This is a genomic window from Pseudomonas asgharzadehiana (genome assembly GCF_019139815.1).
GTDB classification, from domain to species: Bacteria; Pseudomonadota; Gammaproteobacteria; order Pseudomonadales; family Pseudomonadaceae; genus Aquipseudomonas; species Aquipseudomonas asgharzadehiana.
Genome location: NZ_CP077079.1, coordinates 2,934,227 through 2,946,445 on the forward strand (window position 1 = coordinate 2,934,227; position 12,219 = coordinate 2,946,445).

General features: G+C 60.2%; 11 protein-coding genes. 3 read left to right on the forward strand and 8 right to left on the reverse strand.

Features of this window, described 5'->3' with window-relative positions:
- Positions 1-235: 235 nt before the first annotated feature.
- The 7 genes from KSS96_RS13315 to KSS96_RS13345 all read right to left on the reverse strand — a co-directional run bounded on the left by KSS96_RS13315 (position 236) and on the right by KSS96_RS13345 (position 8,166).
- Positions 236-1,639, reverse strand: a complete 1,404-nt coding sequence (locus KSS96_RS13315) for a sigma-54 interaction domain-containing protein (protein ID WP_068934772.1) — start codon at positions 1,637-1,639, stop codon at positions 236-238.
- A complete protein-coding gene (locus KSS96_RS13320) occupies positions 1,636-3,210 on the reverse strand; it encodes an ABC transporter ATP-binding protein (protein ID WP_065878363.1) in 1,575 nt (524 codons plus the stop codon). The genes KSS96_RS13315 and KSS96_RS13320 overlap by 4 nt, the downstream gene beginning before the upstream one ends.
- A 10-nt stretch (positions 3,211-3,220) precedes the next feature.
- Entirely contained in the window at positions 3,221-4,243 is a 1,023-nt protein-coding gene (locus tag KSS96_RS13325) for an ABC transporter permease (RefSeq protein ID WP_017527981.1), read from the reverse strand.
- On the reverse strand, positions 4,243-5,304 hold the full coding sequence (locus KSS96_RS13330; RefSeq protein ID WP_017527980.1) for a microcin C ABC transporter permease YejB: 1,062 nt from the start codon (positions 5,302-5,304) through the stop codon (positions 4,243-4,245). Before KSS96_RS13330 ends, KSS96_RS13325 begins: the two co-directional genes overlap by 1 nt.
- Positions 5,304-7,163 (reverse strand): extracellular solute-binding protein, encoded by a 1,860-nt coding sequence (locus tag KSS96_RS13335; RefSeq protein ID WP_017527979.1) that lies wholly within the window; start codon positions 7,161-7,163, stop codon positions 5,304-5,306. Before KSS96_RS13335 ends, KSS96_RS13330 begins: the two co-directional genes overlap by 1 nt.
- A 126-nt stretch (positions 7,164-7,289) precedes the next feature.
- Entirely contained in the window at positions 7,290-7,571 is a 282-nt protein-coding gene (locus tag KSS96_RS13340) for a peptidylprolyl isomerase (RefSeq protein ID WP_065878367.1), read from the reverse strand.
- A gap of 100 nt (positions 7,572-7,671) precedes the next feature.
- Complete coding sequence (locus KSS96_RS13345) at positions 7,672-8,166, reverse strand: DUF1543 domain-containing protein (RefSeq protein WP_065878369.1); 495 nt, start codon at positions 8,164-8,166, stop codon at positions 7,672-7,674.
- A gap of 106 nt (positions 8,167-8,272) precedes the next feature.
- On the opposite strand from KSS96_RS13345, the gene KSS96_RS13350 reads away from it, so the two are divergent.
- A complete protein-coding gene (locus KSS96_RS13350) occupies positions 8,273-9,094 on the forward strand; it encodes an aldo/keto reductase (protein ID WP_017527977.1) in 822 nt (273 codons plus the stop codon).
- Positions 9,095-9,147: 53 nt separating this feature from the next.
- On the opposite strand, the gene KSS96_RS13355 is transcribed toward KSS96_RS13350, so the two are convergent.
- Positions 9,148-9,663, reverse strand: coding sequence for an Hcp family type VI secretion system effector (locus KSS96_RS13355; protein WP_017527976.1), 516 nt, complete (start codon positions 9,661-9,663; stop codon positions 9,148-9,150).
- A 480-nt stretch (positions 9,664-10,143) separates the two neighbouring features.
- Here KSS96_RS13355 and tssA point away from each other — a divergent pair, with 480 nt between their 5' ends.
- Both tssA and tssB read left to right on the forward strand, forming a co-directional pair.
- Positions 10,144-11,691, forward strand: coding sequence for a type VI secretion system protein TssA (gene tssA / locus KSS96_RS13360; protein ID WP_135196537.1), 1,548 nt, complete (start codon positions 10,144-10,146; stop codon positions 11,689-11,691).
- Between the two features lie 30 nt (positions 11,692-11,721).
- Positions 11,722-12,219, forward strand: coding sequence for a type VI secretion system contractile sheath small subunit (gene tssB / locus KSS96_RS13365; RefSeq protein WP_017527974.1), 498 nt, complete (start codon positions 11,722-11,724; stop codon positions 12,217-12,219).

The window sequence follows — 12,219 nt, forward strand, 5'->3', positions numbered from 1 at the left end:
GCTATAGCGAGATTTGTGCCAGTTAGTTAACGTATTGATATTAAAAGGTATTTTTCGGTACTTCGAAGCGATCTCGAAAGAATATCTCATTTTAGAGACATGCATGAATCAACTGTGGGAGGGGGCTTGCTCCCAATTGCGGTGGGTCAGCTAGCTAATACAGTGACTTTCATACCGCTATCGGGAGCAAGCGTCCTCCCACAGGGTTTGTCTTTATATGGAGAATTTAGTCTCTTTACTGAGAATCGTTGATGCCCAGTGCGACCATTTTCTTGTACAGGGTCGACCGCCCCAGCCCCAACCGGTTGGCAGCCTCCACCACATTCCCCTCACAAGCCTTGAGCGCCGCCGCGATCACTTGCCGGTCGAAGCGCTCCCGCGCCGCCGTAAACGTTTCGCCCTCAACCGGCGCCACGCCAGTGCCGCGTTCCACCGGGCTGAACGTGCCAATCGCCGCGCGAATCTCTCCCGCATTCAACACCAGGTCATCACTTAACAATGCGGCACGCTCCAACACGTTGCGCAACTCGCGGATATTCCCCGGCCACGCATGTTGCGCGAGCAGGGCCAGCGCTTCGCGATCCAGTTCATGCTGGCTGCGCAACTCTTCCAGGATCGCCTCGCTCAACGCAGGAATATCCTCCAAACGCTCACGCAGCGGCGGCACCTGGATCGGCAGCACATTCAGGCGGTAATACAAGTCCGCGCGGAACTCGCCACGTTTGATCGCCGCTTCCAGGTCCATCGACGTGGCAGCAATCACCCGCACATCGCTGTGCAGCATTTCGTTGGAGCCGACCGGCTCGAACTCCTTCTCCTGCAATACCCGCAGCAGCTTGCTTTGCAGCGGCAAGGGCATGTCGCCGATTTCATCGAGAAACAGCGTGCCGCCCTGGGCGATCTGAAACTTGCCGGGACGCCCTTTGCGGTCGGCGCCGGTAAACGCACCGGGTGCGGTGCCGAAAAATTCGGCCTCCAACAGATCATGGGGAATGGCGGCACTGTTGATGCTGACGAAAGCTTTGTGGGCGCGCGGCGATGCACCATGAATGGCCTGGGCGAGCAGTTCTTTACCGGTGCCGGTTTCCCCCAGCAGCAGCACCGGCGACTCGGCGCTCGCGCTGCGCCGGGCGCGGCGCTTGACTTCGAGGCTGGCGGCGCTGGTGCCGATAAAGTGCGCGAAATTGTATTTGCTCTGGCGTGCGCGCAGCAGCGAGCGGGTAGAGGCCAGCTCCTGCTGCATGCTCAGGTAGCGCTCGATCAATGGCGACAGGTTGCGCAGTTCGTCGAACAGCGCAAAACCAATCGCCCCGATCACCTCGCCGGCATCGTCGTGGATCGGCAGGCGCATTACCACCAGCGGGCCTTTGGGCGTGTCCTGGATATCCAGCAAAATCGGCCGGTCGGTGCGCACGACCTGGCGCAACAGGCTGTTGGAGATCACCTGTTCGCACGCTTGGCCGATGGCTTCTTCGGCGCTTTTGAGGCCGAAGCGCTTGGCGTAGCGCTCGTTCATCCAGACGATATTCGCGTCACGGTCGACAATCACCGTGCCTTCGCTGGACTGCTCGATGATCTCGAACAGCGACTGGATGGCCAGCCCGCGAACGTGTTGGTAGTCCGTCAGGCGGCTGTTCATGTCGACAGCCCACACGCGGCGGCCAGCAGCTCCTGGGTGTAGGGATGCTGTGGCGATTCAAATACGGCATGGCTCGCGCCGTGCTCCACCACCTTGCCATCCTTGATCACGATCATGTCATGGGCCATGGCGCGCACCACCGCCAGGTCATGGCTGATGAACAAGTAGGTCAGGCCGTATTTTTCCTGAAGCTCACGCAACAGCGCGACCACCTGTTTTTGTACCGTGCGGTCCAGCGCGGAGGTCGGCTCATCCAACAGCATCAGCGCCGGCTTGAGTACCAAAGCGCGGGCGATGGCGATGCGCTGGCGCTGGCCTCCGGAAAACTCATGGGGGTAGCGGTGGCGGCTGGCCGGGTCGAGGCCCACATCCTTGAGCACCTGGATCACTTGGGCGTCGCGCTCGGCCAGGCTGCACGGCGCATGCACTTGCAGGCCTTCGCTGATGATCTGCTGCACCGACATGCGCGGGCTGAGGCTGCCGTAAGGGTCCTGGAACACCACCTGCATCTGCTTGCGCCACGGGCGCATCTGTTGGTGGTTGAGCGGGTCAAGGGCATGGCCCTGGAAGCGGATGCTGCCGGTGGAGTCGAGTAAACGCAGGATCGCCTGGCCCAGGGTGGACTTGCCCGAGCCGGACTCGCCGACAATCCCCAGGGTCTTGCCGCGCTGCACGCTGAGGCTGATGCCATTCACCGCGTGCAAATAGGTCTTGCGCCGAAACAGCCCGCCGCCGAGGGGGAAGTGCACGTTCAGGTCGTTGACTTCCAGCACGGTTTCGCGCGGGTCGGCACACAACACGTCGCCGGAAGGCTCGGCGTCCAGCAACAGACGGCTGTAGGGGTGTTGCGGTGCGGTGAACAAGGTCTCGCATGCGGCCTGCTCGACGATTTCGCCGGCGCGCATCACGCACACGCGTTGGGCAATGCTGCGCACCAGGTTGAGGTCATGGCTGATCAGCAACAGCGACATGCCCAGGCGTTGTTGCAGCGACTTGAGCAGCAACAGGATCTTGCGTTGCACGGTCACGTCCAGCGCGGTGGTGGGCTCGTCGGCGATCAGCAGTTCCGGCTCGCAGGCCAGGGCCATGGCGATCATCACCCGCTGGCGTTGGCCGCCGGACAACTGGTGCGGGTAGGCCTTGAGGCGTTCCTGGGGTTTCTGGATACCCACCAGTTCAAGCAGTTCGAGGATGCGCGCCTGCGCCGCCTTACCGCCCAGGCCCTTGTGCAGCAGCAGGGTTTCGCCGATTTGCTTTTCGATGCTGTGCAGCGGGTTTAGCGACGTCATCGGCTCCTGGAAAATCATTGCAATGCGGTTGCCGCGCAGTTTTTGCAGCGTGGCGGTGGATGCGCCGATCAACTCCTGTTCGCGATACTTGATGGAACCGGTGGTGTGGGTGCCGGCCTCGGGCAGCAGTTGCAGGATCGAATGGGCGGTGACTGACTTGCCCGAGCCGGACTCGCCCACCAGCGCCAAGCATTCGCCGGGGCGCACGTCCAGGCACAGGTTGCGCACCACGGTCTGGCCGCTGAAGGCGACGTTGAGGTCGCGTATTTCGATCAGGTTCATAGGGGCTCACTCATGAACGTGGGTCGAAGGCGTCACGCAACGCCTCGCCGATAAAGACCAGCAGCGACAGGATCAGCGCCAGGGTGAAAAACGCCGTCAAACCCAGCCACGGCGCTTGCAGGTTCTGCTTGCCCTGAGCGATCAGCTCGCCCAGCGAGGCGCTGCCGGCGGGCATGCCGAACCCGAGGAAATCCAAGGCACTGAGGGTGGAAATCGCCCCGGTCAGGATAAACGGCAGGTAGCTCAACGTGGCGGTCATCGCATTGGGCAGGATGTGCCGACGGATGATCTTGCCATCGCCCAGGCCCAACGCGCGTGCCGCCTTGACGTACTCCAGGTTGCGCCCGCGCAGGAATTCGGCGCGCACCACGTCCACCAGCGCCAGCCAGGAAAACAGCGCCATGATCCCCAGTAACCACCAGAAGTTCGGCTCGACGAACCCTGACAGGATAATCAGCAGGTACAGCACCGGCAGGCCCGACCACACCTCCAGAACGCGCTGGCCGAGCAAGTCGACCCAGCCGCCGTAGTAGCCCTGCAAGGCCCCGGCGGCAATGCCGATGGCCGCGCTGATCGCGGTGAGCGCCAAGGCGAACAGGATCGATACGCGCGCGCCGAAGATCACCCGTGCGAGCACATCGCGGGACTGATCATCGGTGCCCAGCCAGTTTACCGCCGAGGGCGGGCTGGGGGCAGGGCGGGTCAGTTCGTAGTTGGGCGTGTCGTCGCTGAACGGGATGGGTGGGAACAGCATCCAGCCACCGTCCTGCTTGATCAGCTTTTGCACGTAATCGCTGCGGTAATCCGCCTGAAAGGGCAACTGGCCGCCAAACTGCTGCTCGGTGTAGCGCTTGAATGCCGGGAAATACAGCGCGTTCTGGTAGCTGAGCACCAACGGTTTGTCGTTGGCGATCAACTCGCCGCCGAGGGTCAGGATAAACAGGCCGATAAACAGCCACAGCGACCACCAGCCCCGGCGGTTCTTCTTGAAACGCTCAAAACGCCGACGGGCCACGGGAGATAAATTGAGCATCAGGCGTTCCTCGCGGCGAAGTCGATACGCGGGTCCACCAGGGTGTAGCACAGATCACCGATCAGTTTTATCAAGAGGCCGAACAGGGTGAAGATAAACAGCGAACCAAACACCACCGGGTAATCCCGCGAAACGGCGGCTTCATAGCTCATGCGGCCCAGGCCATCGAGGGAGAAGATCACTTCAATCAACAGCGAGCCGGCGAAGAACACGCTGATGAACGCCTGGGGAATTCCGGAGATCACCAACAGCATGGCGTTACGGAACACATGACCGTACAGCACGCGCCGCTCGCTCAAGCCCTTGGCCCGCGCGGTGACCACGTACTGGCGGGTGATCTCATTGAGAAACGAGTTCTTGGTAAGGATGGTCAGCGTGGCGAACCCGCCGATCACCAGGGACGTCACCGGCAGCACCAGGTGCCAGAAGTAGTCGGCAATCTTGCCCACGGTGCTCAGCTCTTCGAAATTTTCCGAGACCAGGCCGCGCACCGGGAACCAGTTCAGCGAGGTGCCACCGGCGAACACCACGATCAGGAACATCGCGAACAGGAACGCGGGCATCGCATAGCCGATCACGATCGCGGTGCTGCTCCACACGTCAAAGCTGCTGCCATGGCGCACCGCTTTGCGAATGCCCAGGGGGATCGACACCAGATAGGTGATCAGCGTGGCCCACAGGCCCAGGGAGATAGTGACGGGCATTTTTTCCAGGATCAGATCGATCACCGTCTTGCCACGGAAAAAACTGTTGCCGAAGTCCAGTTGAGCGTAGCTCTTGAGCATCAGCCACAGGCGTTCCGGCGCGGGCTTGTCGAAACCGTACTGTTTTTCGATGTCCTTGATCAGCTTTGGGTCCAGGCCACGGCTGGCGCGTGAACCACTGCTCACACCTTCGCCGGAAGAGCCGCCGACACCACCGCCGCCAATCCCTTGCAGGTGGGCGATGGCCTGTTCCACTGGGCCACCGGGGGCGGCCTGCACGATCACGAAATTCACCAGCAGGATGATCACCAGGGTCGGGATGATCAGCAGCAGGCGGCGCACGATATACGCAAACATCAGCGTGCCCCTCCGCGTTTTTTCAGCTCGGCGTTCATTTGCTCATGGGTCAGTGGCGTGGGGCTGATTTCCCACCAGGTTTCCAGGGCTTCGTCGTTCTTGGCCTCGATGGCCGGGCGACCGAAGCGGTTCCACCACGCGGCGGAGGTGCCGGGCGGGTAGTAATTGGGGATCCACAGGTAATTCCATTGCAGCACCCGGTCCAGGGCATGGGCGTAGGTGAGCATCTGCGCCTGGGTGTCCGCTTTGACCAGGCCCTTGATCAACGTGTCGACGGCGGGGTCCTTGAGCACCATGTAGTTGTTGGCGCCCGGATCGAAGGCTGCGCTTGAACCGAAATAGTTGTACAGCTCCATGCCTGGCGAGGTGGTGACCGGAAAACCGGTGACGATCATGTCGTAGTCCCGCGCCATCAAACGGTTGACGTACTGGGAGGAATCGATGCGACGGATGTTCAGGGTAATGCCGATCTGCGCCAGGTTGCGCTTGTAGGGCAGCAACAGGCGCTCAAGGCCCGCCTGGGCGTTGAGAAAGGTAAATTCCAACGGCTCACCTTCGGCATTTACCAACCGGTCACCGTCCGGTTTCCAGCCGGCCTCTTCCAGCAGCGCCAGTGCTTGCAATTGCTTGTCGCGGATCATGCCGCTGCCATCGGTGACCGGCGCCTTGAACACCTGGGTAAAGACTTCCTCGGGCACTTGCCCGCGCAACGGCTCGAGAATCGCCAGTTCTTCCTTCGTGGGCAACTGGCTGGCGGCCAACGGACTGTTGGAGAAAAAGCTCTGCTGGCGGATGTACATATTGCGCATCATCTGCCGGTTGGCCCATTCGAAGTCCCACAACATTGCCAGTGCCTGGCGTACGCGGCGGTCCTTGAACATCGGCTTCTGCACGTTGAACACATAGCCCTGGGCCGGTTGTGGCATTTCCTTGGCCAAATGCGCGCGTTGCAAGCGGCCATCGTCAAGGGCCGGCCCGTTGTAGCCGATGGAATAGCCGGTGGCGGAGAACTCACGGTTGAAATCGTAGGCGCCGCCGCGCAGTACCTGGCGAGCCACCTCGGTATCGCCGAAATACTCCAGGCTCAGGTGATCGAAGTTGTAAAGGCCGCGACTCACCGGCAGGTCCTTGCCCCACCAGTCCGGGTCGCGGGTAAACGTGATGGTGTTGCCGGCGTCGACTTTACTGACCTTGTACGGGCCGCTGCCCAGCGGCGCTTCGTAGCCGCCGCCATTGGCAAAATCGCGGGTTTTCCACCAGTGCTCGGGGAACACCGGCAGCGTGGCGATATCCAGGGGCAGGGTGCGGTTTTCATTGCTGGAAAAGTCGAAGCGCACTTGGCGCTCGCTTTCCACTTCAACGTGCTTTACGTCGGCGAACAACGTGCGAAAGCGCAGGCTGCCTTGGGTCATCAACACATCAAAGCTGTAGCGCACGTCTTCGGCGGTGATGGGCTTGCCGTCGGCAAAGCGCGCCTTGGGGTTCAGGTAGAAGCGCAGCGACAGGCCGTCATCGGCGCGATCCATCTTTTCGGCGACCAGGCCGTAGACCGTATAGGGTTCGTCCAGGGAGCGCAGGGCCAGGGGCGCATACAGCCAGCCATCGACCTGCGACACGCCGATACCTTTGTCTATATAGGGCAGCACATGGTCAAAACGCCCGATCTCAATCGCCGAGCGCCGCAGGCTGCCGCCCTTGGGGGCATTGGGGTTGGCATAGTCGAAATGGGTGAAACCGGCAGGGTACTTGGCCGCTTCGCCATACACCGTAAGGTACGGTTGTGGCGCCGCGATCACGGCGGCACTGGCCAGCAGCAGGGCGAGGGTGGAGCTCAATAGGGTCGAAAAGGCCAATCGCATTATCAGTCTTGAACGCCGGGTGAAGAAGAATAAGGATTTGTACGCTAACGGCATCAGCGTCGCCAGTCATCACATGCACAACGGCCCACCAAAAGGCGGGCCGTTGTTTCAAGCATCATCCAGGCATCAGTCCTGACGGCTGGTGACTTCCAACAGGTGGTAGCCGAACTGGGTCTTGACCGGGCCTTGCACGGTATTGACCGGAGCGCTGAATACCACGGTGTCGAATTCTTTAACCATCTGGCCTGGACCGAACGAACCCAGGTTGCCGCCGTCGCGGCTTGATGGGCAGCTGGAGCTGGCTTTGGCGATCTCTGCGAAATCAGCGCCGCCTTCGATTTGGGCCTTGAGTTCGTTGCACTTGTCTTCAGTGGAAACGAGGATGTGACGGGCGGTGGCTTTGGCCATGGTGGGTAACTCCTTGAATGAAAAGGGTGAGCGTACCGGATTCAGGCGGTTATTTCCCGGCAAAGTTCCCATGGATTGCCTGGGCGGCGCAGTTGGGCGCTCAACCCAGGACGATATAGTCGTTCTGCCGGATGATGGGATGGTGCGGGTCTTGCACCAGATGCAGGTAACGACCGTCCACCAGGTCGATCGGCAGGCAGTCATCAATGTCCATCACCGCATCCGTATGCGCCTGAGACCAATGCCGCAGCATCTGTTGCTTGCCCTTGCTCTTGGCTTCCTGTTTGTTACGGGCGACCACCAGTAAATAGTGGTGCGCCTCACCGAAACTGTCGGCTTCATAACCGCCCAGGTTGATGAAGTACAGATGATGCGCACCCGCTTGTGGCGCCAGATGGCTGAGTTCGATTTTCCACCCGTCGACGCCATCCACGGCCATCCACGAATCAATGTGCATGCCCTTGGGGCTGCCGAACCACGCATCACGCAGTTGTGGGTAGGTGGCTTGCAGCGTGTCCGCGACGGCAAACACCACATCATGCACTTCGATCTTGGCCCGTGGGTGCTTGCCCCCGAGCATAACGACAAACAGCATTGCAGGTCCTTCCTGGCGACTTGGCAGACGCCAACCATACTTCGGTTGAACCCTTTTGTCCGGTCAATGCCACACTGTTAACCCGCGAACTCATCAGGAGGTTGTTATGCGTACCATCGATCTGGCGGGTGTGCCCGTCCCTGTCATTGGCCAGGGCACCTGGCGCATGGGCGAAGACCCGAGCCGGCGCCGGGAGGAAGTCGCTGCGTTGCAACTGGGAATCGACGAAGGCATGACCCTGATCGATACCGCTGAAATGTACGGCGAGGGTGGCGCTGAAGAGGTCGTCGGTGAAGCCATTCGTGGCAAGCGTGACCAGGTGTTCCTGGTGAGCAAGGTGTACCCGCACAATGCCAGCCACAAGGGCGTTCCGCGCGCCTGCGACGCCAGCCTGCGGCGCCTGGGTAGCGACCATATCGATTTGTACCTGCTGCATTGGCGGGGCCAATACCCCCTTGAAGAAACCGTCGAAGCCTTCGAACGCCTGCGCGAGGCCGGCAAGATCGGCCGCTGGGGCGTCTCCAACTTTGACGTGGCCGACCTGCAGGAGCTCGCATCCCCGGCCTGCGCCACCAATCAGGTGCTCTACAACATCCAAGAGCGCGGTATCGAATTTGACCTGTTGCCCTGGTGGCAACAGCACCATTTGCCGTTGATGGCGTACTGCCCGATCGCGCAGGGCGGCGAACTGTTGTCCAGCCCGACCCTCAAGCAGATTGCCCAGCGCCACGACGTCACACCCGCCCAGGTTTCCCTGGCCTGGGTTTTGCGCCAGGACGGCGTAATCGCCATTCCCAAGGCGGTAACGCCGGAGCATGTGCGGCTTAACGCGGCCGCCGCCAACCTGGTGCTCGACGAGCACGACCTGGACGCGATCGACCGTGTGTTTGGCGCGCCCAAGCGCAAGCACCCTTTGGCGATGGTGTAGCGGCTGGGCAGAAACGGCGCCGTCCTTGGCGACCGTTTCTGCCCGCAACCGACTTAACCCGCTACCGGGCTGCGCCAGTCATCCGAACCCGAGGTACCGGACACTTCATGGGTCCAAACAATTTTGCGGTAGGTGAAGTACACATCTTCCAGGTGCGTAAAGTGCGCGTTGTCCGGGTCCTGACAGTTGGGCATGCGCGACTGGATGTCCACGAGGGTCGCGCCTTCCAGTTCAATGGTGAAGTAATGTTCCTGGGTGCCGGCCGAAGAGGTCCGGAACCATTCCAGCCTGCACTTGACCTCTTCGCCGCTGGTCAATGCGCTGAACAGCAACGGTGAGGACTTATCGAAGACCTTGCTGATCATCAACGGCTTGTGAACTCTCTGGCCCGTTGGCTGGCCCGACTGCGGGTCCCGCGGAATGATCACCTGATGGGAAAAAGCCTGGACCAGAATCTGGTCCTCGTGGCCCTCCTGATAGATGTTGCCTACCGAGTCCTGGGTAAATGTGCCTGCCGTAATCAAACCTTGCTTGACACCGGTGATAGAAAGATACGCGGGTGTTGGCATGACGGGTTTCCTTGCCTTATTTGAGAGGTAGTTCCAGCCGGCAACTGTGCTGGTTGGAACTATGCCTCTAACAAGAAGTGTGCCAGAAAGTGCTAGCGCCAATAACGGCGCGGGGTTGATGGGCAATAAGATATTAATTTAAATAAGTTTGCTGATTTTCAAGTTCTTATAGTGCAGTGTTGTTTGCACATTACTGCGCATTTAGTTGCTCATTGAGATGGCGAGCCCGTGAGTGCTGTTTGCAGCTTAATCCTGCGCTGTTCAAGGTTTTACCTGCGCAAAATGCTGCGCACATGCGGGTTTTACTGGGCTGTAGGATGTTTCTTAAGTGTCGTCCCAATACTTGCCGAATGGTATTTGCATGGCTAAGGTTTGCGAACTTCGCGGCAGAAGGTGCGAAGTTTAATTGATGCGCTGGCGCACTATTTAAACAGTGTGTTGGTTCGTCGCTCGGATCTTGATGTTCATCTGCGGTTCACCATGGCTTATTTGAATAAACTCTGCGCCTATTACCTTGATCTCGGTCAGTTGCCCTGTTCGCAAACAAGTTTTGCCGGCAGCGATATGCGCTATTCGAATGAATACGAAGCCTTGGAAGTCGAGCTGGCAAAGGTGCAGTCCATTCACGGTGCCGGCCAGCCGGATTGGCAAAAAGTCGTGGAAACCAGCGAGCTGCTGTTGCGTGAGCGGTCCAAGGATCTACGGGTGGCTGTCTGGCTGGCCTGGGCGCTGTACCAGCGCGAATCGTTCCCTGGCCTGCTGGCGGGGCTCGGGTTGCTGCGCCACCTGTGTGACCACCATTGGGCTGCCGTGTACCCGCAAAAGCTGCGTACCCGCAGCGCAGCATTCGGCTGGTTGACCTTGAGGCTTGACTCGCTGTTTGCGCAAAACCTGGCGCTTCAAGACCAGCAACCCTTGTTCCGATCGATGCTGGAGCTTCTGACGCACCTTGATGAACGCTGGAGTCTGCATTTGGGCGATGACGCGCCACTGTTGCTGCCCATTCGCCGGCAATTGGACCAACGCCTTGAGCGCGCCGCGCAAGGCCAGGCGCCCGCAGCCGCTGTGAGTGGGGTCATTGCCCAGGTCAAGCAGGCGACTACCCAACTGCTCAAGCCCGAGCCGGTGCTCAACAACGAAAAAGACGCACATAAATTGTTGCGTGCCCTTCAGGAACAGGCTCGTCCGTTATGTGCCTGGTGGCTGCGCCAGCAGGCTACCGACCTGCGTGCGCTGAGCCTCAATCGCACACTGGCATGGCTGGTCATCGTCAGTTATCCGAACGCCGACAATCAGCGGGTCACCGCATTGCGTGGGCCGGCACCGGACAAACTCAAGCGTTACCGGGAGCGTTTCGCCCAGGGCGAGCATGCCGATCTGCTGCTTGAACTCGAGGCCAGCCTGGCGGGTGCGATGTTCTGGTTCGATGGGGTACGCATGGCCTGGCAGTGTCTTGAAGCCTTGCAGGCGGACCTGGCCATGACTGAACTCGAGGTCAGCTTCGCACTGTTGCTACAGCGCTTTCCGGATCTGCCGGAGTTTCGCTTTCACGATGGCGCCCCGTTTGCCGACACGGTCACTCGCGACTGGATTGCGTTGCATGTTTCCCGTCACCTGAAAAAAACCGAGGCTCCCGTTGGGGTGGCGGATGCGCAACCCTGGGAGGTCGCGTTGCAGGAAGTGCTGCCCAGGCTGCGAAAGGACGGGCTCAAGGCGGCCGTGCAGGCACTCAAGCAAGGCGCGTGCGCCGCCCGGAGTGACCGCGCCCGCTTCCATTGGCAGTTGGTCCAGGCCCGACTGTGTATACACGCGGGTAAACATGAGCTGGCGAAGATCCAGCTTGAGCACCTGGATATCGAATTGCAGCGCACGGGCCTGGAGCGCTGGGAGCCTGAACTGGCCTTGCAGGTCGCTCAGTTTTTGTACCGCTGCTGCGACCTGATGCCACACAACCATACCGCTCGCGAGCGCAAGGAAGACACCCACCGCAGGCTGTGCCTCTTCGATCTTGAAGCGGTACTTGAATAGGCTTTCGAGCCATGAAAAAGGAGAAATACCGTGGCCAAAGAAGGTTCGGTAGCACCCAAGGAACGCATCAATATCACCTTCAAACCTGCCATCGGCGGGGCGCAAGAGGAAGTCGAGCTGCCGTTGAAACTGTTGGTATTGGGGGATTTCACCCAGCGTGAAGACGTGCGCAAGCTCGAAGATCGCAAACCCATCGCCATAGACAAGAACACGCTCGATGAAGTGTTGGCCAAGCAGGCATTAAGCCTGACCCTGAGCGTACCCAATCGCCTTCAGGAGGGCGCCGACGTCGAAGAGTTACCGATTCGGGTGCAGATCAATTCAATGAAGGATTTCACCCCGGCGAACCTTGTGGAACAGATTCCCGAGTTGCACAAACTGATGGCCTTGCGTGAAGCATTGATGGCCCTCAAGGGGCCGCTGGGCAATACGCCGGGCTTTCGCAAGGCCATTGAGCATGCCCTGGCCGACGACGACAGCCGCGCCCGGGTACTCGCGGAGTTGGGGCTCAATAGCCCTTGCGCCTGA

Excerpts from the sequence above, each read along its gene's own strand:
- KSS96_RS13315 (WP_068934772.1), bottom strand. The coding sequence starts at position 1,639 with ATGAACAGCCGCCTGACGGACTACCAACACGTTCGCGGGCTGGCCATC.
- KSS96_RS13320 (WP_065878363.1), bottom strand. The coding sequence starts at position 3,210 with ATGAACCTGATCGAAATACGCGACCTCAACGTCGCCTTCAGCGGCCAG.
- KSS96_RS13325 (WP_017527981.1), bottom strand. The coding sequence starts at position 4,243 with ATGCTCAATTTATCTCCCGTGGCCCGTCGGCGTTTTGAGCGTTTCAAG.
- KSS96_RS13330 (WP_017527980.1), bottom strand. The coding sequence starts at position 5,304 with ATGTTTGCGTATATCGTGCGCCGCCTGCTGCTGATCATCCCGACCCTG.
- KSS96_RS13335 (WP_017527979.1), bottom strand. The coding sequence starts at position 7,163 with ATGCGATTGGCCTTTTCGACCCTATTGAGCTCCACCCTCGCCCTGCTG.
- KSS96_RS13340 (WP_065878367.1), bottom strand. The coding sequence starts at position 7,571 with ATGGCCAAAGCCACCGCCCGTCACATCCTCGTTTCCACTGAAGACAAG.
- KSS96_RS13345 (WP_065878369.1), bottom strand. The coding sequence starts at position 8,166 with ATGCTGTTTGTCGTTATGCTCGGGGGCAAGCACCCACGGGCCAAGATC.
- KSS96_RS13350 (WP_017527977.1), top strand. The coding sequence starts at position 8,273 with ATGCGTACCATCGATCTGGCGGGTGTGCCCGTCCCTGTCATTGGCCAG.
- KSS96_RS13355 (WP_017527976.1), bottom strand. The coding sequence starts at position 9,663 with ATGCCAACACCCGCGTATCTTTCTATCACCGGTGTCAAGCAAGGTTTG.
- tssA (WP_135196537.1), top strand. The coding sequence starts at position 10,144 with ATGGCTTATTTGAATAAACTCTGCGCCTATTACCTTGATCTCGGTCAG.